The sequence below is a fragment of the Streptomyces hygroscopicus genome (genome assembly GCF_026168105.1).
In the GTDB taxonomy this organism is placed as follows: Bacteria; Actinomycetota; Actinomycetes; order Streptomycetales; family Streptomycetaceae; genus Streptomyces; species Streptomyces hygroscopicus_D.
Genome location: NZ_LBMW01000001.1, coordinates 122,635 through 144,443, shown reverse-complemented (window position 1 = coordinate 144,443; position 21,809 = coordinate 122,635). Strand labels below are relative to the sequence as shown.

The window sequence follows — 21,809 nt, the reverse complement described above, 5'->3', positions numbered from 1 at the left end:
CCGTCTGCGTCGGCATCCGGCCGCGCGACAGGAGGCACCCAGTCCGGGCGTAACGGAGGCGGCCCCGCGGTGCCGTCCGGGTCTGCTTCGCAGTCCGGCTCGGCGAACGCCGCCGGGCAGCTGCCGAGCGCTCCGACGGGCTCCGACCGGGTGATCTGGAGCGGTGTGGAGGGCAGCGGCAAGTCAGTAGCCCTGACCTTCGACGACGGCCCGGACCCGCAGTGGACCCCGCAGGTGCTGGCCCTCCTCGCCCAGCATCACGCGAAGGCCACCTTCTGCGAGATCGGGCCGCTCGCCCAGCGCTACCCGAACCTGACCAAGGCGATCATCGCGGGCGGGGACCGGCTGTGCGACCACTCGGTCCACCATGACGAGCAGCAGAGCCGCAAGCCGGTCGAGTACAACATCCACGAGATCGTCGACGCCAAGCGCGAGATATCCGACGCCGCGGGGAACGGCGCCAAGCTGATGTACTACCGGGCACCCGGCGGCGACTGGAGCACTACGGTCCGGGTGATAGCGGGCGCCAACCACCTGCGGCCGCTCGGCTGGAGCGACGACGCCAACGACTGGCGGCGTCCGGGTGTGGACGGCATCCTGCGTAACATCAACCAGGACTTGCGGCCTGGCGCGATCATCCTGATGCACGACGGCGGCGGTGACCGTTCGCAGACGGTGCAGGCGCTCGCCCGTCTCCTCCACCAACTGGACGCTCAGGGCTACAGCTACGGCTTCCCGGCCTGAGACGCCCCGACTGGGCAGGCCACTGCAAGACCGTGTCCTTACGTCGAAGGTCAAGTAATTGCCTGGGTTGCGCTCGGTAATTGCCGGGATTGCGCTCGTAACAGCAAGCGGGGCCTGCGGGACTGGCGGTGCTTGCGGAACTGCGGGCGGCTCCAGCCCGCGAGCCTCTCGCGGGCTGGAACCGGCTTGGTGGGGTGGCGTTTCGGCGGGTGGCGGCTTTTCGTTGTGCGCCTGGCGAGTCTCAGCGGCGGGGCTCACGCCCATCCTGACCACGTACGGACCTGCGGCGCCCCTCGCTCTGAGACACTCCCCGACGGCGCGTCGGCGTTGTGCTCACCCGCCCGAGGCCGGAGGTCCAGCGACCGGGGGCTGGGGCGCCGAGGACCGTGTCTCCGCCCATTCGCCGGCCTCCGACCGCACCAGCTCCTCGGTTCTCGACGCCAGCACGGCCAAGGAGTCCGCGCCGTCGTACGGGGCCGACCCACAGCTCCAGTTGACGAGCTCGCCCTGGAGCGCCATCAGCACGGAACTCGCCCGTACCCAGTTCTCACCCCATCGGAACAGCTGCCGGAGTCCCGCCGAGACCACCACCAACGCACCGAGAACTCCTGTCACCGTGACGGAGGCACCGGCCGCCGCACACGCCGGTATGGACGCGGACAACAGCAGCAGCACGGCCTCCGAAAGGTAGTGGCCGAGCCGCTGCCGCCGCTTGTGCCACTCGTACCACGTCATTCGTTCCCGCACGTTGGGCGGGAGTTCGGCCCCGTCCGACCCCCGCAACTCCGTCCACCAGAAGCTCGCTTCACCTGCGCCGCCTGTCACGCGCGTGACCCTACGGCATGGTGTCCCGCTCTGTCCGGGGCGTGCCGCACAACCTGCCAGGCCGCCCGAGACGGGGCAGTGATCAGCCGGACCTGTGGAACCAACGTCGTGAGAGACCACAGCTAGACGAGGATCCGGGCGAAGCCTGCGGATCGCGCGCAGGTGCGGAACGCCGGCCGGGCCCCGCGGATCTTGAGTTGAGTGGTCGTTGCAGCATGGGCCGCAGGGTGGCCGTACCCGGTACGGCCACCGTGCGCTGCCAGCAGCGGACGTGCGTTCCGTTACGGGATGGCTTGGGGGCCGGTTCGCGGGAGGGCGGGCTCGGCCTTCACGCCGGCGGGAGGCGCGGTCACATAGACCGGGATGGGGTCGGGTTCGGGGGCGCAGGTCTTGGCGATGAATCCATTGCCGGTCGGCAGGCTGCCGTCCCGCAGATAGGCGGTGAAGGTGTCGTCCAGGCAGGCGTCGCCGTGGAAGAGGATCTCGTGGAAACTGCCGCCGTGTTGGACGACCAGCTTGGAGCCGGGCAGAGCCTTGTGCATGGCGACAGCGCCCGGGTAGGGGGTGGCCGCGTCCTCGGTGGCCTGGAAGAGCAGGACGGGCGGCAGGCCCTTTCCAGTGATCTTCAGCCGACCCGCCCGGTTGCCCTCGTAGGGCCAGAACATGCAAGCGGCGTTGTACCACATGTTGTTGTAGGTATAGAAGGGCGCGACGGCGTTGACCTTGGCCTGGTCCCTCTTCCAGGACTCCCAGTCGCGCGGCCAGTTGTTCTCGGTGCACTGCACCGCGTTGTACGCAGGGAATGTGCCGTCGTCGGCACCTGGGGCTGCGTAGAGGTTGTAGGCGATGTCCAGCGGGCGAGTGTCGTTCTTCGTGAGGTAGGCCGACAGCACGGTCGCCATCCGCGGCCAGCGCAGGAAGTTGTACCCGCCACCGTAGAAGGTGTCTTCGAACTCGGCGGGGCCGATCTTGCCGGGGGCCGGGGCGGCACCCACCGGATGGGTCCGCAACGCGTCCTCGACCTGGTAGTACTTCTGCTCCACCGTGGCAGCGTCAGTGCCCAGGTGGTAGACCGAGTCGGCTTTGGCGGTCCACGCCGCGAAGGCGTCGAATCGGCGCTGGTGCTCCTTGTCCTGCAGGATGTTGTGTTCGTACCAACTGATGGTTGGGCCGACGATGCTGTCCAGGACCATCCGGCGTACGTGCGAGGGGAAGAGCTGACCGTACGTCGAACCCAGCGAGGTACCCCACGAGCCACCATAGAAGTTGATCTTCTGAACGCCGAGCGCACGCCGTACGCTGTCCATGTCGCGCGCGTTGTCGACGGTGGTCATGTGCGGCAGGAACCAACTCCAGTTCGCGGCGCAGTCGGCGGCGTACTTGGCCGACTTCTCCAGCCATGCCTGCGAGGTGCCTCTGCTGACTTGGTAGTCCGGCCGCTCGGCGTCGAAGTAGTGGGCGTCGCATGTCACGTGCGGTTCGCTGGCGTTGGTGCCGCGTGGGTCGAAGCCGATCCAGTCGTATGTCGAGGCGACGTCCTGAGGGATCTTTCCGGAGATGTAGGCGGGCATCCACAAACCGGAGTCGCCGGGACCGCCAGGGTTCAGCAGGATGGGGCCCTGTTGCTTGTTCTTGGGTGCGGTGGCCGGTAACCGGTCCACCTTGATCTTGATCTTGGCGCCGTTCGGGTGCGCGTAGTCCAGCGGCACTTCAAGCATCGCGCACTGCAGCGCGGGGGCGGTGGGGTCGGCACAGGAGCTCCAGGTGAGCTTCCCCTGACCGATGTCCTGCGGTGCGGACACGGAAGCCGAGGCAGGAGTGATGCCCGCCAAGGCTCCGCCGATGGCGGCGACAGCGGATATCAGGGCTCTGATTCTTCTCATGAGAAGAATCATGTGACATGTGCAATGTCACATGCAATACACATGCGATACCTACCGAGCCAGACGTATGACGCCGGGTCAGGTGTGTACAGGGCCGTTCGTCGTGAAAGTCCCCGTTCCGGTCTTGGGCCTCCTGTGTGGCACCTTCGGCTGCACCGCTGGCGCGCCTCCCGTGCTCCCTGTTGGAACCCCAGGTCCGGTACGCGCTTCACCCCCGCGGCCTGCTTGAAGCGTTCGTCGTACTCGTCGAGTCGGCCGTGGCCCGGGCGCACGGCTGCTGCGAGCCGGGGCCTCCCTAGCGGACGCCTCCTGACGCTTCCCGCCTGACCAACTGGCGAGCCTGTGTGATCACAGCAGTGCACCGTGACTTTCGTTCGACTGGAAGGGGCGAGCAACGCGGTGCTACGTCGGCTCCGCCCGGAACTCGACGTGGGGGTCAGTGACGTAGTCGCGCCACCGTTCCCGGTGCCCCTGGGTCATCAGCCGGTAGTAGACCGTCTCCCGCCGCTCGCCTCCGATGTGATCCCCGATGTTGTGGCCCAGCAGGTAGTGCGCAAGAAGAACGCTTCCAGCGGTGCCGGCGGCCTGCACGGGGTCGCCCAGTTCAACGGGCGGGTACGGGCCGGGTGCCATGTTCTGAAGGCGCAATGCGTCGGGTCCATGTTCGGCCAGGAACCGCCCAAAGCGCAGGTGGGTGCCCGGCCAGATCCATAGGTTCCCCCGGTGGGTGAAGGTCTGGTCGGTCAACCACACCCCGGCGAGCAGGGAAAACGTGCCGGGGCGTCCGTCCGGTTCGGGTGGGGTGAGCCCGTCGACGTGCGGACCTCCGGGCGAGTTCGGCCACGGCGGCAGCGTCAGGGCGAGCTGCGCGAACTCCGGCTCATACATGCTCAGTCCGGGCCGCAGCAGCTCACGCGCGAGTTCACCGATTCCTGCACTCCGGTAGAACTCAAGAAGCGGATGTCCTGCAGGGCCGAATCGGGGGACCAGGAAGTACGGTCCCCGGTGCTCAGGGTCCGGCGGTTTCCGCTCCAGCATCCCCTCGACGATCCGCCGCCCTCTCGCGATCTGCGCCGCGTCCAGGACGTCCGGAACGACGACGAACCCGTCGCGAAGGAAGGAGGCTCGCATCTCCCCAGTGATCTGCCCCATGTCGCCAGTGCAACAGGCAGTTGAGGACTCGGACAACCGAATTATCTCTCGCCGCTTGAGGCAAAAGCCATCTCGGCCCGCAATGCGCCCCCGACCCGGCGAACCTAGGCGGTCAGAGCACCAGGTGTGCCGTCTCATGAGGTTGGTGCCGCCTCAGCGACAAGACCCCGACAGTTACCTCGTCGGCCTCCACCTGCGCGCCTCGATGATCTGGCTCAAGGATCTCACTGGAACCACGCTTTGACCCCAACTCAATGTGCGCGGCTGGTTGGCAATGTGCGGCGAAGTGGTGGCCCGGTCCGCACTCGAGAGTTGCAAGGGTCACTTGCAAATGGCCTTTGCAACTCGTAGCCTTCTGGCGTGGCCGAACAACCGCCTGCCCAAGAGATCACCGATGTCGATGCGCTGCGCGCCTTCGCACACCCGATGCGGCAGAAGATCGAGCAATGCCTGCGCCGGGGACCGGCCAACTCTGCCGCGCTCGCACGCGAGTTGGGCGAGAGTACGGGGCTGGTCAGTTACCACCTGCGGCAGCTGGCCAAGCACGGCTTCGTCGAGGAGGTCCCGGAGCTGGCGAAGGGGCGGGAGCGGTGGTGGCGGGCAGTGCCGGGGGATCGGCGGTTCCCGCCGTACAGTCGACAGACGCCGGAGATGCGCGAGGCGCTGACCGAGATGCATCGGCTCAGTCTCGCCGAACTGATCGACTCCGCCCGGCGGTTCGAGGAGGCGCGCGACACGCTGGGGCCCTGGGCCGACGCGGCGCTCTTCTCGCGCGCCACGCTCCGGGTCGACCCCGACCAACTCCACGCGTTCTTCGAGGAGTACATCGCGCTCCTCTACCGGTATTCGGCGCCGGAGCACGGGAACGCGCCCGGGGCGCGGACCGTGCTCGTCCGGTTGCTCGGAATTCCCGAGACCGACTGACCGCGCGGCCCGACCGACAACGAAGGGGGCTCACGCCGTGCTGCTCTCGGCTACGTCCGCATCACCTATGCGCTCCTTACTGACCGTTTTGTCCGGAGCATTGGCCGGCGCGCTCCTGCTGCTGGCCGCGCCAATGGCGTACGCCCGCGGCGACGGGCTGGTCCGCCAGGAGGTCACCTTCCGGGGCGGCGGTGGGCTCGTCCTGCACGGCACCGTCCTCCGTAAGGACGGACTACCCGGCCCGGAACCTGGCATCGTACTCGTCGGCGGCTCGGGCTCCGGGCCCCGGGAGGAGTACCGGCAGGAGGCCGAGGCGTTCGCCCGGGCCGGGATCACCACGCTCGTCTACGACAAGAGGACCGTCGGCTACTCGCTGCTTCACCGGGACTTCAGCCTGTTGGCCGACGACGCGCTTGCCGGAGTGCGGTTGTTGCAGTCCAGGAGCGGGGTGAACCCACGCCAGGTCGGGCTGTGGGGGTTCAGCGAAGGGGGCTGGGTGGCGCCGCTGGCCGCGTCGCGCTCGACCGACGTCGCGTTCGTCGTCACCATCGGCGGGTCCGGCTACGACTCGCTGCGTACCCAGGCCTGGAACCTCACCACGCATCTGCAGCACCAGGGGGTGGGCGAACCCTTCCGTCGCACCGTGGCCGGTCCCGCCGCCCAATTCGTGGCCTCGACTGGTCTGTTCCCCGCGGCTGGCTACGACCCCTTGCCGGTGCTGGAGCGGCTCCACCGAACACCGGTGCTGGCGCTGTGGGGCGATCACGACACGCAGGTGCCGCCCAAGGAGAGCGCACGGATCTTCCGCGAGACCCTGGCCCGTGCGGGCAACGGGCACGCCGTCATCGGCTTCGTCGCCGACGGTGCGCACAACGGGCACCGAACGTCGGACGGGTTCGACCGGATCGGTGGCCCACTGTTCCATGGAAAGAAGCTGGGGGAGCTGGCCCCGCGCTACGCGCAGACCATGACCTCATGGGTGCAGGCCGTGGCAGCCAGCCACCCACCGGCGTCGAGTGCCGCCCCCGCACCCGGGCAGGCACTCGTCACCACCCCCGTACCGGGCCACGCCTGGTACGCCTGGCTCGCCCCGGCGCTGCTCCTCCTCGGCTTCGCCGCCTATCCGATGAGTGCCCTCCTGGGCCAAGGCCCGGTCTTGCGCCCGGTGCGGTGGTTGGCCGGGCTCGGCCTGTTGGCGGTCATGGCGACGGTGGCCTGTTCGATCGCCGTCTTCGTGGCGGGCAACGTTGCGGCGGCGCCCGTTGTGTGGGGCCGCCCGGCTGTGTGGCTGGTGGTGCAAGTGCTCGCCGTCGCCGTGGTGGTGTCCGCCTGTGTCTCGGCAGCCGCGCTCTGGCGCCGACAGCTGACGCCGAGCTGGGCGGTCTGGCTGCGTCTGGCCCCGGTCGGGCTCGCCGCGGTCGGGTTCGTACCGTGGGCGGTGTGGTGGGGTGTTGCTGCGTGACGGCCTCGTCCCCTCTACGACTCCGGCGGCCTCATGAACGCCTATTGATCACGACTGAAGACAGACCCGAGGGGCAAACGCATCAAGGTAAGTTTTAGGGCATCCGAGAGGCCACGGTCGGCCTGTTCCACCTCGGCGTGCAGGCTCCCGGCTTCACGGCCGGCCGGGGCGTGTGGTCAGACGGCGGTGCGTCCGCCGTCGACGGGCAGCACCGCTCCCTGTACGAAGCTTGCCTCGTCGTCGGCCAGGTACACGATCGCCGCCGCGATCTCCGCGGCGGACGCCGGCCGTCCGGCGGGCGCCTGGGCGGCCAGACTCCGCAGCTCCTCCTCGGCCTGAGCGGTGGTCTCGGTCCGCGTGGGACCGACCTGAACGGCGTTCACCCGCACTCCGCGCGGGCCGTACTCCGCCGCCCACGCCTTCGTCAGCAGATTCAGCGCCGCCTTGCTCGACCCGTACAACGCCATGCCCGAGAACCCGAGCGCGGCCGCGATGGTGCTCACGTTGACGATCGCTCCGCCGCCCCGCTCGGCCATGCCCGGTGCAAGCTCGGCCACCAAGTAGAACGGCGCCTTGACGTTGAGCGCGTACACGGCGTCGAAGAGGCTCTCCTCCGTGTCCTTCGTCGGCCCGAAGGGGTAGACGCCCGCATTGTTGACCAAGACGTCGACCCGGCCGCCGGCCAGCCCCAGGGCGTCGAGCGCAAGCCGCCGCACCGCCGTGGCGTCGCGTAGATCGGCGCTCACGAAGCCTGCCCTTCCGCCGCGCTCCCGGATCGCCCCTACGACGTGTTCTCCGCGGGCGGCGTCACGGCCGGCCACCAGCACATGCGCGCCGCGTTCGGCCAGCGCCTCCGCTGTGGCAGCGCCGATGCCACTGGTTGCCCCGGTCACGAGCGCGACCTTGCCCTGCATGGACGCAGATGCCACGGCCGGTTCCTTCCGTTGAAGTCGAGATGCACGACCGCCGTCCGGGCAGCGGACGGCCGCTCCGTCGGGGACCACGCCACACCCTCGGGAACGGGCTGCCCGCTCAGAAAGACGCAAGAGATACGGCCGCCGGACTTCCACAGCATCACTGGCAACAGGGCACCGCAACCGCTCTGGAGGAGGGCGCCGACCGAGAACGCCCGAGCTCTGTGAGTGAGGGCCGCCGGCGCGTCCTCGGCGACGATGACGGCGGGCCGGTCCGGCGGTGTCGGTGTGGTGTACATGCGGTACTCCTCAGCGGCGGTGGACACAGTCGGAACCCGGAGCTGGTGGACACTCCGCCCGGCGGCCTGATGTTCGGCCGGGTCAGCGGGTGAGCGGAGGTGGGACGGAGGTCCCCGCCCGTCGCAAGGCGGTTTGACGATAGATCCGCCGAGAACTTCTCGCATAATGTGTTAACAAGTCCGCAGTACTCTGATAATAATTCCGGCGTCGACGCCGCGCCCGACACCCCAGGGACGCGTTCCCGTCCGCCCAGCGGGGCCTCAGGCAGGCCTTCGAGCAGATTCCGCCAGCTGAGCCGCTGCACCCACGAGCGGTGCCGCCCGTGGAGCCCCAAAGCCGTCATTCCCGACCCACCCGCACGAGAGGTCCCCCGTCATGCGATCGACCAGATACGTCCGATCGACCAGATACGCCCTCATCGCCAGCTCTGCCGCCACCGCCCTTCTCGCCACAGCCTGTTCCGGAGCCGGGGCCGGAGCCGGGGGTTCCTCGGATGGCGGGAGGAGCATCAACGTGCTGATGGTCGGCAACCCGCAGATGGAGGACATCGCGAAGCTGACGGACAGCACGTTCACGAAGGACACCGGCATCAAGGTGAACTTCACGGTGCTTCCCGAGAACGAGCTGCGCGACAAGGTCACCCAGGACATCGCCACTCAGGCCGGCCAGTACGACGTCGCCACCATCGGCGCCTACGAAGTACCCATCTGGCACAAGAACGGGTGGTTGCGCGACCTGGACGGCTACGTCGACACGGCCAGGGACTTCGACAGGAATGACCTCCTCAAGCCCATGGTGCAGTCGCTGTCCGGCACGGACGGCAAGCTCTACGCCCTGCCGTTCTACGGCGAGTCCTCCTTCCTGATGTACCGCAAGGACGTCTTCGCCGAGAAGGGCCTGACGATGCCTCAGCATCCGACCTGGCAGCAGGTCGCAGACCTCGCCGCGAAGGTCGACGGCGCCAAGCCGGGGATGAAGGGCATCTGCCTGCGAGGCCTGCCCGGCTGGGGCGAGCTCGGAGCCCCGCTGACCAGCGTGGTCAACACCTTCGGCGGCACCTGGTTCACCAAGGACTGGAAGGCACAGGTCAACGGAGACGGCTTCAAGCAGGCCACCAACTTCTACGTCGATCTGATCCGTCGGCACGGTGAGGCGGGCGCTGCGCAGTCCGGGTTCACCGAGTGCCTGAACGCGATGAGCCAGGGCAAGGTCGCCATGTGGTACGACGCCACCAGCGCGGCCGGCTCACTGGAAGACCCCAGCACCAGCAAGGCCGCCGGCAAGATCGGTTACGCGTACGCGCCGGTGCAGGAGACCAAGAACAGCGGCTGGCTGTGGGCTTGGGCGTGGGCGATGCCGAAGACCACGAAGAACGCCGACGCCGCCTCGAAGTTCATGCTCTGGGCGTCCAGCAAGCAGTACGAGAAGCTCGTCGGCGAGAAGCTGGGCTGGTCGCGGGTGCCCGCCGGGAAGCGGGCCAGCACCTATGAGATCCCTCAGTACAGGAAGGCGGCGGCGGCTTTCGGCGACGTCACCCTGAAGTCCATCCAGCAGGCCGATCCGTCCAACCCCGGGCTCCAGCCGCGGCCCACGGTGGGCATCCAGTTCGTCGCCATCCCCGAGTTCCAGGATCTCGGGACCAAGGTGACGCAGGAGATCTCCGCCGCCATCGCCGGCAAGACCAGCGTGGGCACGGCACTCAACGACGGCCAGAGGCAGGCGGAGGACGTCGCCAAGAACTACAAGTAATCCGCTCGCCCCGGCCGGCTCCCTCGCCCGGCCGGGGCACCGTCTCCCTGACCCCGGGCCGCCGACGGCGGAAGAAAGTCGCTCCATGACCACGCAGACCCACCCCCTCAACAAGCACGGCCGGCCACTTGCCGGCCACGTCCGACCCACGGGCGTCAACAGGTGGCAGCGTCGCTTCCCGCTCCTGCCGGCCCTGATATTCACGGTCGTCGTCACCCAGCTGCCGTTCGCGGCCACGCTCGTCATCTCCACCTTCCGGTGGAACATCCTGAGGCCCGGCGACCGCCACTTCACCGGCCTGTCCAACTACGCCTTCGTCTTCACCGACGAGCGGCTGCGGAACGCAGTCGTCAACACCGTCGTCCTCACCGTGTCCGTGGTCGTCCTCAGTGTGGTCCTCGGACTGGGCCTGGCCCTGCTGCTCGACCGCCGTTTCCCGGGCCGGGGCCTTGCGCGGACCCTGCTCATCGCCCCGTTCCTGGTCATGCCGGTCGCCGCCGCGCTGCTGTGGAAGCACGCCATCTACAACCCCGACTACGGCCTCCTCAACGGCACTCTGAACGCGGTGTACCGGCTCTTCGGCGCCGACAACGGCCCCACCGTCGACTGGGTGTCGTCCTTCCCCATGTCGGCCCTGGTGGTCGCGCTGGTGTGGCAGTGGACCCCGTTCATGATGCTCATCCTGCTGGCCGGTCTGCAGGCACAGCCCGGTGACGTGCTGGAGGCCGCCAAGGTCGACGGGGCCTCCGCGCCGCAGACCTTCCGCCACATCACACTGCCGCACCTGCGCCAGTACATCGAGCTGGGCATCGTGCTCGGCAGCATCTTCGTCGTCCAGACATTTGACGCGGTCTACACCATCACCCAGGGCGGGCCAGGCTCCCAGACCACCAATCTGCCCTACGAGATCTACCTGACCATGTTCCGTAAGTTCGAGTACGGCCAGGCCGCAGCCGCCGGCGTCGTCGTGGTGATTGGTTCGATCGTCATTGCGACATTCGCTCTGCGGGTCGTCGCCTCCCTGTTCCGTGAGGAGGCGTCCCGATGACCGCCACGACCACCCCCGCAGCATCCGAAACCCTCATGCAGAAGCTCATCCGCCGGCGCCACGGCGACGACGAACAGGCACCACGCCTGTCGCCCTTGTGGACCTTCGTCGCCTGGCTGGCCACCCTGGCCTTCTTCGCGCCGGTGGCGTGGATGGTGCTCACGTCCTTCCACCAGGAGTCCGACGCGGCAACCAATCCGCCCAGCCTGTTCGCGCCGCTCACCTTCCACCAGTACGCGCTGCTGCTGGGCCGGGACATCACCCCGTACCTGCTCAACTCGGCCATGGCCAGCGTCTTCTCGACCCTGCTGGTCCTCGTCCTGGCGGTGCCGGCGGCCTACGCGCTGTCCATAAAGCCGGTCGAGAAGTGGACCGACGTGATGTTCTTCTTCCTGTCCACGAAGTTCCTCCCCCTCATCGCGGCCCTGCTGCCGGTCTACGTGATCGTCAAGGACGTCGGCATGCTCGACAACGTCTGGACGCTGATTGTCCTATACACGTCGATGAACCTGCCGATCGCGGCATGGATGATGCGGTCGTTCCTCGCCGAGGTGCCCAAGGAGATCCTCGAGGCGGCCGAGGTCGACGGCGCCGGGCTGCCCACCGTGCTGCTGCGGATCGTCGCGCCGGTCGCCATGCCGGGACTCGCCGCCACCTCGCTGATCTGCTTCATCTTCAGCTGGAACGAGTTCATGTTCGCCGTGAACCTCACCGCGACCCGTGCGTCCACCGCGCCGGTGTTCCTGGTGGGCTTCATCACCAACGAAGGCCTGTTCCTGGCCCGATTGTGTGCTGCGGCCACACTGGTGTCCCTGCCGGTCCTCATCGCCGGTTTCGCCGCCCAGGACAAGCTGGTGCGCGGTCTGTCCCTGGGAGCCGTCAAATGAGAGCCCCCGTCCCCACGGCTGTCCTGCACAGTTTCCGGCGCGCTTCGGATCTCTCCACCGTCGGCGCCAGCGAACCGGACGTCTCCCTCAGCAGCCGCCTTGCGCAGGCGGCGTTCCCGGACGCGGTCGCCGGCCTCAGGGCGGGCATCGGCCCGCAAGATCCAGATCCAGATCCAGATCCAGATCCAGATCCAGATCCAGATCCAGATCCAGATCCAGATCCAGATCCAGATCTAGATCCAGACCCTGATCCAGCCCCAGATCCAGCCCGGCCTCGCCAGCGTGTGACCGCCCGAACCGAACGGAACTCCGCCACCATGACCGACCAGATCCGCCGCGTCGTCGTCCGCTCCCTCGACGACATCACCATCGAGCACGTACCCGCCCCCGTCCCCGGGGACGACGAGCTGCTGGTGCGTACCACGATCGTCGGAGTGTGTGGCTCCGACACCCATGCTGCGGCCGGCCACCACCCGTTCATCGACCTGCCCTACCTCCCGGGTCACGAGGCGGTTGGCATCGTGGCCGCCGCAGGGAATGGCGCGGACGACTTCACCACCGGCGACCGGGTGATCGTCGAACCCAACCTTTACTGCGGCCGGTGCCCCCAGTGCCGCTCCGGCCGCTACAACATCTGCCAGGAGCTGAAGGTCTTCGGCTGCCAGACGCCCGGCGCCATGACCGACCTGTTCACCATTCCCGCCGACCGCGTCCACCGCGTGCCCGACGACATGACCGACCACCAGGCCGCCCTGGTAGAGCCGCTGGCCACCCCCGTACACGCCGTTGCCAAGGCTGGCGACCTCACTGGCCGTAGCGTCGCCATTCTCGGCGCCGGGCCGATCGGGCTGCTCACGCTCGTCGCCGCCCGGCACGCCGGCGCCGCCCGTGTCACCGTCACGGACCTGCTCCCGGGCAAGCGGGAGCGGGCCCTGCGCATGGGCGCCGACGCGGCCTTGCCCGCCGACGCCCCGGACCTGATCCATCAGGCTCGGGCGCTACTCGACGGGCCCGTCGACGTCGTCTTCGACTGCGTGGCCCGCGAGCAGTCCATGGCTCAGGCCACCGACCTGGTGGCCAAGGGCGGCCATATCGTCGTCGTGGGCGTGGGTGCCGCCGGTGTCACACCCATCCGCCTGGACCTGGTCCAAGATCGGGAGATCCGTGTCGAGGGCACCCTGATGTACACCACCGAGGACTACCGCACCGCCATGTCCCTCATCGCATCGGGCGCCGTCGACACCGCGGAGATCGTCACAGCCACTTACGGGCTGGAGGACGCCGCCAAGGCTTTCGCCGCATCCATGGACCCCGAGCACGTCAAGGTGCTGGTGGCCGTGCACGTTCCGTAGCGGACGGCCGTCGTGCTACGGGAGCTGGGGCGGGCCGACGTCTGTGCCGACCCGGCAAGCAGCGACCGGCAAGCGCCGGGGGCTCAGGGGGGGCCAGACTGTCCTGGGCTGCCACCGGCTCGTATGCGAAACTGCGTCACTGGAGTCGTCAGACCGCCCTTCGACTTCACCTGCACCGAATCCTCGTTCCGGCCCGTCCGCCGAGCGGAACCAACCCACCGACGGACGGGGCACGAACCGGTGGGGGCGAGCGGGTGTCGACAGCGCCGTAACCGCGGTGCTGTGTGCAAGGGTGTCGGTCCGTTCCGCATCCAGTGGAACAAGCAGGACGCGAAAGGGAAGGAGGGGAGCGCTGTGCCCGCCCGTGCGCGACCGTCGCATGCCGTCGTCGAGGAGCGCAGGCAGGCCGTCCTGCGGTACGTCGCCGAACACGGTGAGACCCGCATCGACGACTTGGCCCTGCACTTCGGCGTGAGTCTCATGACGATGCACCGGGACCTGGACGACCTCGCGACGCGTCACCTGCTGCGCAAGGAACGCGGACGGGCCGTCGCCTTCCCGGCCCTCACCATGGAAACCGCGACCCGCTTCCGGGAGAACAGCAGTCTCGCGGCCAAGGAAGCGCTGTGCGCGGCCGTCGCCGACCGGATCAGGCCCGGCAGCACGGTGCTCATGGACGACTCGACCACCCTGTTTCCCCTCGTCCCCGCACTGGCTCGGTTGGACCAGCTCCATGTCGTCACCAACTCGATCGGCCTGGCACAGCGTCTTGGATCCGCACCCGCGGTGAGCGTCACCCTCCTGGGCGGGTGCTACCGCAGCGACTTCAACTCCTGCACCGGTCCCGCCGTCCCCCGCGCCCTGTCCCAGATCCGCGCCGATCTCGCCCTGATGTCCGCCACCGCCATCCTGGAAGGCCGGCTCTTCCATCCCCTCAGCGACTACGTCGAGGTCAAGCTGGCCATGCTCGCCTCCGCCGACCAGACCCTGCTCCTGGCGGACCATTCGAAATTCGGCAAGACCGCCACGTATGCCTATGGCAGCGTGGCCGACTATCACGCGGTCATCACCGACACCGGCACTCCCGAGGCAGAACTCACGGCCATTCGCGACCTCGGAGTCCCCGTAGAGACAGTCGCCCCCGAGTAGCGGCCCTCCTGACGCTCAGGGGGCCGTACCACCGTGGAGAGCGCTCCACGGAGCCGGTAGCCGCTGACCCGGCAGGCCGTCTTCCGGAGATGTCGGGCAAGCCGTCGGCTGCCCGGCCGCAAAGCAGCCGACCAAAAGCCCGCACCACACCACCCGTCGGTCCAATGCGCCATGCCGGGGCTTCCTCGCAGCCGGAAGGCCAGGTGATGGATCCCTCACGGATCCCTTGCGCAAAGGAGTGGACCTGCCACCCCACCAGAGCCGATCGTGGGCGGCATGAACGATCACCGCACGGCATCTGTCGACCCTGCCAGTTCTGCCGAACGCAGCCGCGCCCACGGTTCCCCGTGCTATGCGTGGGTCGCCAAGGCTGAGTGCAGCCGTGGGCTTGGGCAGGGCCATGAGTGACGTGCCTCTGGATGAGGAGTCCGGTGAGGTCCGCCGTTTCTGGGGTCGGCTCGGTCTTCCCGGGCTGGTCGACGTCCACACGCACTTCATGCCCGAGCGCGTCCTGCGCAAAGTCTGGGACTACTTCGACGCGCTCGGACCGCTGACCGGTGGTCTCGAGTGGCCGATCACTTACCGCAAGGAGGAGGCGGAACGGACAGCCTTGCTGCGAAAGTTCGGCGTGCGGGCCTTCACCGCGATGCTGTACCCGCACAAGCCTGGCATGGCCCAGTGGCTGAATGGCTGGGCGGCCGACTTCGCCCGCCGCACCCCCGGCTGTCTGCACACCGCCACCCTCTACCCCGAGCCGGGCGTCGAGGCATACGTCCGGGAGGCCGTCGAGGCCGGCGCGCGCGTCTTCAAGGCGCATGTGCAGGTGGGGGCGTACGACCCGGCCGACGAACTCCTCCAGCAGGCATGGGGGTTGCTGGCCGAGGCCCGGATCCCCGTAGTGATCCACTGCGGCTCCGGGCCCGCGCCCGGCAAGCACACCGGTCCCGAGCCGATCGCGCAGGTGCTGGCGCGGCACCCCCGGCTGCGACTGGTCGTCGCGCATCTGGGGATGCCGGAGTACGAGGAGTTTGTCGCCGTCGCCGAGCGGTACGGGGAGGTGCGGCTGGACACGACGATGGCGTTCACCGACTTCAGCGAGGGGTTCATGCCGTTCCCCCGTCATGCCCTGCCCCGGCTGGCCGGGCTCGGCGACCGCATCCTGCTGGGCTCCGACTTCCCCAACATCCCCTATCCGTACGTGCACCAGCTCCACGCCCTGGAGCGGCTGGGTCTCGGAGAGGCGTGGCTGCGTGCGGTGTGCCACGACAACGCGGCAGGGCTGTTCGGACTGTGAAGAGGGAAGCTGTTCGGGGAACGGCGCTGGTTGCGACAACTGTTGCACCAAGGGTTGCGGCTATGCGTTGCGCCAAGGGTTGCGCGAACCTTCCCGGCGTTCTGGAACTGTCCGCCGCGCGCCAGGGCACATACGGCACGTGATCATCACCCCGTACTCTTCGGCTGATCGAAATATTGACGGCTACAGGGCCGAGGCGGGGGAAGGCACATGACATATCGGCGCGCGGTGATACCGGCACTGGTCGGAGGCCTGCTGATTACGCTGTTGCTGTGGTGGGCGGGCGCGAGCGCGCAGGCACTGCAACTGCGCGGCACCACGGGCGTGTTCGACGTTCAGTCCGCGAGTGAACTCCGGCGATGGCTCGCACCCTGGTCGCACGACCCCCCGATGGCGCTGTTGTCCGGCGGGCCTCCGGGCGGGGGCACGAGTGGGGACACGGCCTTGAACGGAGGCACCCAGTACGCCGATCTGTACAGCACCGCGATGCAGATCAGGTTCGTGGCGGTCTTCGTGTTCTTCCTGGCCGGCGCGCTGCTCCTGGTCCGCAGGATCCCGCCGACCCAGGGCCGTACGCCGGCCACGCTGCTCGCGCTGTGGGCCTGGGGCCCGGTGGCCGGAACCCTGGCCGTGACGGTCTCCGCACCGTGGCTGATCGCATCCCGGGGGCACGGTAGCTACCGGTTCCTGCCGCAGCTGGCGGGTGTGATCGCATCGAGCGGGCCGGTCATGGTGTTCGCAGCGCTGTTGTCCGCCCTGCTCACGGTGGTCGTGGCGCGTGTCACCGCCAAGGGCGCGGACCCGCTGCCCCGGCAAAGTGTGCCGCCGCGCGCTGCCCGCCTGGCCGCGAGCGCCGGGACCGCGGTGATCGCGCTGTCGCTGGTGATCCTTTCGTACGAATCGGTGGCGGCCTGGATCCAGACCTCGTTCGGCGGCGGAGGGCTGCTGTCCGAGCCCGGCGACCTGCTGCGCGAGTGGCTGCTGCTCGGCGGCTGGACGGGCCCGGCGACCACGCCGCTCGGCGACTGGCTGCTCTACCGGGCCGCCGACGTGCTCATGCTCGCCGTGGTGTGGTGGGCGCTGCGGCTGCTGCCCGGCCTGCTCATCCGGACCACGGTGCCGGCGATGGCGGTGGGCGCGGTCTGCGCGACCGTGCTGGGACTGCTGGCGAGCCAAGTACTGCACATGGCGATGGACGACACTGTCACCGTGTGGGGGCCTGTGTACCTGTTCTCAAAGCTCGGCGACGGCGTCCCGGCCGCCGTCACCTTTGGTATCGCGGCGGGGATGGCGGCCCTTGCGACGCTGCGTCTGGCCGGGGGCAGTGACACCAGCAAGTTGCCCGGGTGATGGAACGTCGGCTCCGTCGACCAGGCGCTCGCCCGGTGGCTGCCCGACCATTTCTGCACCGGCGCGCTGTGCCAACTCGATGCGGTCACCGGGGTGCTGCGCTGGGTCAATTGCGGTCCCCCTCCGCCGACGCTGATCCGTTCCGAGCGAGTGGTCGACGGGGCGCTGGACAGCCCCCCGCAGCCCCCGATCGGCCTGGTCGGCCAACTCGCCCCGGCAGCCCGGCGGTCCACGAGACGAGACTGAAACCGGGCGACCACGTCCTGCTCTACACCGACGGCGTCGTGGAGACACGCGACGCGAACAAAGCGGAGTTCGGCCTCGACCGGCACGACCACCGATCTGCTGCTGTCCGCGACCGGGGTTCACAAACAGTCAGGGAAGGTGCTGCAGGTCGCGGTTGGCGCGACCGGAAGAGCCTGGCATCCATCGCGGCCGCAACGCCGTCGAACGAGGCATCAACCGTCTCAAACGCCACCTGGCCGTGGCCACCGGGTACGACAAACTCGATGTCCGCTACCAGGCCACCATCCACATCGCCGCGATCAATCAATGGCTCCCCAATCGGTGAGGGCGGGATGCGCCCGCCCTCACACCGGCTTCGAAACATCGCCAGGACTCCGGAGCCGTGTACTTCGGTTTGGTTTCCGAGCCGGGCCTCAGCTGTTGGCCAGGGTGCGGTCGAGAAGGGGCAGCAGGCGGTCCCAGTGGCGCTGCAGTGCGGAGGGGTTGAAGGCGTCGGTGTCGGACATGGTGAAGCCGTGGACGGTGCCGGGGTAGGTCTCTGATGTGTAGCCGACACCTGCGGCATCCAAGGCCTGGTTGAGCTCACTGATGGCCTTGGGCGTCATGTCGTTCTCGGCGTGGCCGAGGTGGACTTGAGCGGCGAGCTTGGGAACAAGGCGATGCGGGCTGTCGGGTGCGACGGTGACCAAGTTGCCGGGGTGGAATCCGGCGACGGCGGCCACCTGGTCGGGGTGAGCCGCTGCGGTGCGTATCGCCAGAACGGCGCCCATGCAGTAGCCGGTCACGGCGACCGGTCCGGCGCTGACCTCGGGCTGGATGGTGAGGAACCTGAGGTATGCGTCGGCGTCGCGCGGCTTCTCACGGTGCCACGACTTGGCGACCGAAGCACGTCGCAGTATCCGATGGCAAGCATGCTGGGCACCGGGGCACGAATGTCGTTCGGCACCGACTGGCCGGTCAGCATCCTGCACCCGATGGAAGGCATCGGCGTCGCGGTGACCCGGACCGTTGATGACGGGCCGACCGAGGCGTGGCTGTCCGAAGAATGTTTGACGACTCCTCAGGCACTGCGCATCTACACGGCGGGCGCGTCGTACCAAGCTGGGGCCGAGGGCCACCGCGGCGTTGTCGCACCCGGCAGCATTGCTGATCTCGTCTGGCTTGCCGAGAATCCGTTCCGGATTGCCCCGAAGGACCTGGCATCGGTACGCGTCCAGGGCACTTGGCTCGCCGGTGGACGCACCTACTGAAGAGCTCGCGCCCTCTCAGCGTCAGTCTCGGTGGGGCTGGTATCGGGTGGCTGAGGGATTCGAGAGTTCACCCGTCGTACGTGTGTGGCCTGCGGCATTCTCGGGTTATCGCTTCTGGCACCTCGCGCTCGGTAGCCTCATCAGCCTCATCGCCGCCGGGCTCGACGGCATGGAGTCGTCCTTCCCGCTGCTGGAGGAACTCACCGGAGATCCCGTGGTTCCCGCCGAGAGAGCGGTGGCCTGGGCGTGCGCCGCCTGCCGACCTCGCCGAAGGCAGTCGACGCGGAGCGCGCGCGGCGCGGGCCGCGCGCCGTCGGATGACGCGGTGATCTGCTCAGATCGGGCGAGCCTCAGAAGGCAGAAGGCAGAAGGCAGAAGGCAGAAGGCAGAAGGCAGAAGGCAGAAGGCAGAAGGCGGAAGGCAGAAGGCAGAAGGCAGAGGGCAAGGGGCACCGCTGTCGGACGTCTGGCCCAGACGCGGTGGACCGGAAGAGCGGGACAGAACGAGCTTCTGACATCAAAAGCCAAAAGTCACTGACGTTTATCCTGCTGCTCGCCGCAAGACGACCCCGAAGTCACGCCGAAACGACTCCCTCAGAAACCGACGACACAGCCACATGGGGGTGACAGGGACCGCATTCGGCAGACGAGGGGTGCAGGCGCGGGCAGGGCGGCCGCTGCCGGAAGGGTTGTCATCCGATCGGTTCGAACAGGCTGGGCGCTGCCCAGCCTCACTCGACTTGGGCCGCCCGAAAGCTACTGCTTCACCAGCCCCTGCTCTGGCCGCCGAGGGGGCGCTCGAGTCGGCCGACCGCGAGGGCCCACTCTGCTGGGACCACGGCTGCGGCTTCATCGGAGCCGAAACCGTCATCACCTCGACGGCCGAATCCGACGAGGATCGGGTACGGGCCCGCCAGTGCTGCCCAATGCCCGCACCCCGGAGATGCGCGGGACAGCCGCGTATCCCACGCCTACGCCTCCTCCAGGAGCAGGACTCTGATGGACCGGCGGCCATCCGCCCTCCTGCTGACGTCGACTGGCCCGAAGCGCCGGGACAGGCCAGATTGGTGCTGCTGTCAGACGGGCGGTGCTGGGGCGACGCGAGCGTGGGAAGTAAGCCATGACGACCGACGCGATCCCGTTCATTGGTTACCGGAACGCCGCACACTTGTCCCGCCGTCGAACAGTGGCTGAACACGTGCGGCCTGGCCGACGCGCTCAACGTGCTCAATGTGCGCAACGCGCACGCGACCGGGCGCGCCAAGGACGACATCTGGGGGTGCGGGGTCCCACGAGAGGCAACTTACGGCTGCACCTCTCCGCCTTGGGCGAATTGCAGAGACAGAGACCGCAGAACATCCGCAGAGGAGGCGTCGGTTCGGCCGGTGTCGTGAACCTCGGCGAGCTGCGTGAAGGCGAACGCAAAGCAGTTGGAGATGCGCACGATGGCTGGCCCGAGGGCGTCGGTGATGATGTCCGTGACCGTGCCGGCGCTCGCATCGGCGGGCACCTGGATCTCCGGTAGCGCCTCCGCAAGCAGTGCCGAGACAGCTCCGCTGATGACGACTTCGGTATCGGGGTTCTCACGGACTTGGCGCCGGATCTCGAGGGCCTCCGTGAGGATACCGATGACCCGCTGCATAGTCTCTCGCTGGTCCATGCGCGCAGCCTAAGGGCTGTCCCGTACTCCCCGGGGGCGCACGACGACAGCTACGGCACCTCGCTGCGTTGTCGGATCGACCGAATACGCCCCGTATGAGTACGACCCTCCGCCTTGCGATGCACCGCATCTGACGCCGCGCGTTCCACCGGGGATTAGGGACAGCCCACTGCGGTATCCCCACGTTCCGATGCCCGCCAGTGTTCTTCGAGTGCGGCCTTGGTACGGATATCAGGATCCATCGCATTGTCCCTTCCGCAAGCGGTCGGAGCGATCCGGGGACCTGGGCTTTGCGGATGCGGGCGTTGACGTCGACTCCGCCGGGCGAGCCCTCGGCAGCGGCGGGCGGCTCCCGTCGCGGAGACGGAGGTGGGCCGAATACCCGGCGAGGAAGACGCAGCCGGCTCTGAAGCGGTCGGGTGGCGTGCGCCGTGGCAGGGGGACGCACGACAGAGCGCGTCCCCCTGCATTGACTTGACCTACCGGTGCCCGTCGTCGATGTCGATGTCGATGTCGAAGGCCTCCGCGGTGTTCAGGACGGAGGGGTTGTCCCCGCCGACGGCGTAGACGCAGGGCCGGTCCACCCCGTCGGGGCAGGGTGCGGACCCCGCCGCCAACAGTTCGCGGGCGGTGGGCAGCGGGGGCAGCGTCGCCCAGGTGTTCGCGGACGAACTGTACGTCTCCACCGTGCTCAGGAAAACACCATCGTTATGCCCGCCAACGGCATACACGCAGGTGCCCCTCAGTACATCCGGGCAGGGCGCGGTCGCCGCCGCCAGACCGTCGCGGGCGGTGGGCAGCGGCGGCAGCGTCGCCCAGGTGTTGGCGGAGGGGCTGTACGCCTCCACCGTGTTCAGGAAGGTGCCGCCGAAGCCGCCGATGGCGAACACGCAGGTGCCCCTCAGCCCGTCCACCCCCTTGGGGCAGGGCGCGGCAGCCGCCGCCAGCGCCGTGCGGGCGGTGGGCATCGAGGGCAAGGTCGCCCAGGTGTTCGCCGACGGACTGTACGCCTCCACCGTGTTCAGGAAACCGGGGTTGTCCCCGCCGATGGCGAACACGCAGGTGCCCTCCCGCCCGTCCACCCCCTTGGGGCAGGGCGCGGTCGCCCCCGCCAGCGACTCGCGGGCGGTGGGCATCGAAGGCAACGTCGCCCAGGTGTTCGTGGCCGGACTGTACGCCTCCACCGTGCTCAGGAAACCTGAACCGTTCCGACCGCCGATGGCGAACACGCAGGTGCCCTCGAGCCCGTCCACCCCCCTGGGGCAGGGCGCTGCAGCCCCCGCCAGCGCATGGCGGGCGGTGGGCATCGAAGGCAGCGTCGCCCAGGTGTTCGTGGCCGGACTGTACGCCTCCATCGTGTTCAGGTCGCTGCCGTTGAAGCCGCCGAAGGCGAACACGCAGGTGCCCTTGAGTCCATTCACTCCCTTGGGGCAGGGCGCGGTCGCCCCCGCCAGCGACTCGCGGGCAGTGGGCATCGACGGCAACGTCAGCCATACGCCCTGCGCGTGGGCAAGCGTGGTCGTCAGGGCGAGCAGAGACGTCAGCGCCGAGACAATCAGCGACCGCCATACTCCCCGCCACGGGGAGCCGCAGGCACCTGCCGTCGGCCTAGCCCCAGACC

21 protein-coding genes are annotated in these 21,809 nt (G+C 68.5%); 14 read left to right on the top strand and 7 right to left on the bottom strand.

Going from position 1 to position 21,809, the window contains the following annotated elements; genetic code table 11:
* Positions 1 to 69: 69 nt before the first annotated feature.
* Positions 70 to 744, top strand: coding sequence for a polysaccharide deacetylase family protein (locus AAW14_RS00750; protein ID WP_265558679.1), 675 nt, complete (start codon positions 70 to 72; stop codon positions 742 to 744).
* 333 nt (positions 745 to 1,077) lie between these two features.
* Here AAW14_RS00750 and AAW14_RS00745 read toward each other — a convergent pair whose 3' ends face one another.
* The 3 genes from AAW14_RS00745 to AAW14_RS00735 form a co-directional block, all read right to left on the bottom strand.
* Positions 1,078 to 1,569 carry a DUF4231 domain-containing protein gene (locus AAW14_RS00745; protein ID WP_265558677.1) on the bottom strand — a complete coding sequence of 164 codons (492 nt, stop codon included), beginning with the start codon at positions 1,567 to 1,569 and terminating at the stop codon, positions 1,078 to 1,080.
* Positions 1,570 to 1,850: 281 nt separating this feature from the next.
* Entirely contained in the window at positions 1,851 to 3,452 is a 1,602-nt protein-coding gene (locus AAW14_RS00740) for an alpha/beta hydrolase (protein WP_265558675.1), read from the bottom strand.
* 402 nt (positions 3,453 to 3,854) lie between these two features.
* Entirely contained in the window at positions 3,855 to 4,604 is a 750-nt protein-coding gene (locus AAW14_RS00735; protein ID WP_265558674.1) for a phytanoyl-CoA dioxygenase family protein, read from the bottom strand.
* A 360-nt stretch (positions 4,605 to 4,964) separates the two neighbouring features.
* Here AAW14_RS00735 and AAW14_RS00730 point away from each other — a divergent pair, with 360 nt between their 5' ends.
* Positions 4,965 to 5,528 carry an ArsR/SmtB family transcription factor gene (locus AAW14_RS00730; RefSeq protein WP_265558672.1) on the top strand — a complete coding sequence of 188 codons (564 nt, stop codon included), beginning with the start codon at positions 4,965 to 4,967 and terminating at the stop codon, positions 5,526 to 5,528.
* Between the two features lie 88 nt (positions 5,529 to 5,616).
* Positions 5,617 to 6,990, top strand: a complete 1,374-nt coding sequence (locus tag AAW14_RS00725) for an alpha/beta hydrolase family protein (protein WP_265558670.1) — start codon at positions 5,617 to 5,619, stop codon at positions 6,988 to 6,990.
* A 176-nt stretch (positions 6,991 to 7,166) separates the two neighbouring features.
* Here the strand turns inward: AAW14_RS00725 and AAW14_RS00720 are convergent, their stop codons facing one another.
* Positions 7,167 to 7,904, bottom strand: coding sequence for an SDR family NAD(P)-dependent oxidoreductase (locus AAW14_RS00720; RefSeq protein WP_265559247.1), 738 nt, complete (start codon positions 7,902 to 7,904; stop codon positions 7,167 to 7,169).
* A 675-nt stretch (positions 7,905 to 8,579) separates the two neighbouring features.
* On the opposite strand from AAW14_RS00720, the gene AAW14_RS00715 reads away from it, so the two are divergent.
* The 10 genes from AAW14_RS00715 to AAW14_RS00670 all read left to right on the top strand — a co-directional run bounded on the left by AAW14_RS00715 (position 8,580) and on the right by AAW14_RS00670 (position 17,604).
* Entirely contained in the window at positions 8,580 to 9,953 is a 1,374-nt protein-coding gene (locus AAW14_RS00715) for an ABC transporter substrate-binding protein (protein WP_265558668.1), read from the top strand.
* An 85-nt stretch (positions 9,954 to 10,038) separates the two neighbouring features.
* A complete protein-coding gene (locus AAW14_RS00710; RefSeq protein WP_265558666.1) occupies positions 10,039 to 11,001 on the top strand; it encodes a carbohydrate ABC transporter permease in 963 nt (320 codons plus the stop codon).
* Positions 10,998 to 11,888 carry a carbohydrate ABC transporter permease gene (locus AAW14_RS00705; RefSeq protein WP_265558663.1) on the top strand — a complete coding sequence of 297 codons (891 nt, stop codon included), beginning with the start codon at positions 10,998 to 11,000 and terminating at the stop codon, positions 11,886 to 11,888. The genes AAW14_RS00710 and AAW14_RS00705 overlap by 4 nt, the downstream gene beginning before the upstream one ends.
* Before the next feature lie 99 nt (positions 11,889 to 11,987).
* Positions 11,988 to 12,125: a hypothetical protein gene (locus AAW14_RS00700; RefSeq protein WP_265558661.1), complete on the top strand. Its 138-nt coding sequence runs from the start codon at positions 11,988 to 11,990 to the stop codon at positions 12,123 to 12,125.
* Between the two features lie 80 nt (positions 12,126 to 12,205).
* The gene (locus AAW14_RS00695; protein WP_265558659.1) at positions 12,206 to 13,240 is read left to right on the top strand and encodes a zinc-dependent alcohol dehydrogenase; all 1,035 of its coding nucleotides are present in this window, start codon (positions 12,206 to 12,208) and stop codon (positions 13,238 to 13,240) included.
* Positions 13,241 to 13,594: 354 nt separating this feature from the next.
* Positions 13,595 to 14,389 (top strand): DeoR/GlpR family DNA-binding transcription regulator, encoded by a 795-nt coding sequence (locus AAW14_RS00690; RefSeq protein ID WP_265558657.1) that lies wholly within the window; start codon positions 13,595 to 13,597, stop codon positions 14,387 to 14,389.
* A 400-nt stretch (positions 14,390 to 14,789) separates the two neighbouring features.
* Complete coding sequence (locus AAW14_RS00685; protein WP_265558655.1) at positions 14,790 to 15,683, top strand: amidohydrolase family protein; 894 nt, start codon at positions 14,790 to 14,792, stop codon at positions 15,681 to 15,683.
* A gap of 210 nt (positions 15,684 to 15,893) precedes the next feature.
* A complete protein-coding gene (locus AAW14_RS00680) occupies positions 15,894 to 17,033 on the top strand; it encodes a hypothetical protein (RefSeq protein ID WP_265558653.1) in 1,140 nt (379 codons plus the stop codon).
* A gap of 39 nt (positions 17,034 to 17,072) precedes the next feature.
* Positions 17,073 to 17,279, top strand: a complete 207-nt coding sequence (locus AAW14_RS00675; protein WP_322741002.1) for a SpoIIE family protein phosphatase — start codon at positions 17,073 to 17,075, stop codon at positions 17,277 to 17,279.
* 154 nt (positions 17,280 to 17,433) lie between these two features.
* Complete coding sequence (locus AAW14_RS00670) at positions 17,434 to 17,604, top strand: hypothetical protein (RefSeq protein ID WP_265559282.1); 171 nt, start codon at positions 17,434 to 17,436, stop codon at positions 17,602 to 17,604.
* A gap of 88 nt (positions 17,605 to 17,692) precedes the next feature.
* On the opposite strand, the gene AAW14_RS00665 is transcribed toward AAW14_RS00670, so the two are convergent.
* Positions 17,693 to 18,292 carry a dienelactone hydrolase family protein gene (locus tag AAW14_RS00665; protein ID WP_416223237.1) on the bottom strand — a complete coding sequence of 200 codons (600 nt, stop codon included), beginning with the start codon at positions 18,290 to 18,292 and terminating at the stop codon, positions 17,693 to 17,695.
* Here AAW14_RS00665 and AAW14_RS00660 point away from each other — a divergent pair.
* Entirely contained in the window at positions 18,191 to 18,529 is a 339-nt protein-coding gene (locus tag AAW14_RS00660; RefSeq protein ID WP_416223236.1) for an amidohydrolase family protein, read from the top strand. The genes AAW14_RS00665 and AAW14_RS00660 overlap by 102 nt on opposite strands.
* 1,302 nt (positions 18,530 to 19,831) lie before the next feature.
* Here AAW14_RS00660 and AAW14_RS00655 read toward each other — a convergent pair.
* Both AAW14_RS00655 and AAW14_RS00650 read right to left on the bottom strand, forming a co-directional pair.
* A complete protein-coding gene (locus tag AAW14_RS00655; RefSeq protein ID WP_265558649.1) occupies positions 19,832 to 20,188 on the bottom strand; it encodes a hypothetical protein in 357 nt (118 codons plus the stop codon).
* A gap of 479 nt (positions 20,189 to 20,667) precedes the next feature.
* Positions 20,668 to 21,663, bottom strand: a complete 996-nt coding sequence (locus AAW14_RS00650; protein WP_265558647.1) for a Kelch repeat-containing protein — start codon at positions 21,661 to 21,663, stop codon at positions 20,668 to 20,670.
* Positions 21,664 to 21,809 lie beyond the last annotated feature (146 nt).

Bases quoted from the DNA above. Each gene is read 5' to 3' on its own strand.
- AAW14_RS00740 (WP_265558675.1), bottom strand. From the start codon at position 3,452: ATGAGAAGAATCAGAGCCCTGATATCCGCTGTCGCCGCCATCGGCGGA.
- AAW14_RS00735 (WP_265558674.1), bottom strand. From the start codon at position 4,604: ATGGGGCAGATCACTGGGGAGATGCGAGCCTCCTTCCTTCGCGACGGG.
- AAW14_RS00720 (WP_265559247.1), bottom strand. From the start codon at position 7,904: ATGCAGGGCAAGGTCGCGCTCGTGACCGGGGCAACCAGTGGCATCGGC.
- AAW14_RS00715 (WP_265558668.1), top strand. From the start codon at position 8,580: ATGCGATCGACCAGATACGTCCGATCGACCAGATACGCCCTCATCGCC.
- AAW14_RS00710 (WP_265558666.1), top strand. From the start codon at position 10,039: ATGACCACGCAGACCCACCCCCTCAACAAGCACGGCCGGCCACTTGCC.
- AAW14_RS00705 (WP_265558663.1), top strand. From the start codon at position 10,998: ATGACCGCCACGACCACCCCCGCAGCATCCGAAACCCTCATGCAGAAG.
- AAW14_RS00695 (WP_265558659.1), top strand. From the start codon at position 12,206: ATGACCGACCAGATCCGCCGCGTCGTCGTCCGCTCCCTCGACGACATC.
- AAW14_RS00685 (WP_265558655.1), top strand. From the start codon at position 14,790: ATGAGTGACGTGCCTCTGGATGAGGAGTCCGGTGAGGTCCGCCGTTTC.
- AAW14_RS00680 (WP_265558653.1), top strand. From the start codon at position 15,894: ATGACATATCGGCGCGCGGTGATACCGGCACTGGTCGGAGGCCTGCTG.
- AAW14_RS00660 (WP_416223236.1), top strand. From the start codon at position 18,191: ATGCTGGGCACCGGGGCACGAATGTCGTTCGGCACCGACTGGCCGGTC.
- AAW14_RS00655 (WP_265558649.1), bottom strand. From the start codon at position 20,188: ATGGACCAGCGAGAGACTATGCAGCGGGTCATCGGTATCCTCACGGAG.
- AAW14_RS00650 (WP_265558647.1), bottom strand. From the start codon at position 21,663: ATGCCCACTGCCCGCGAGTCGCTGGCGGGGGCGACCGCGCCCTGCCCC.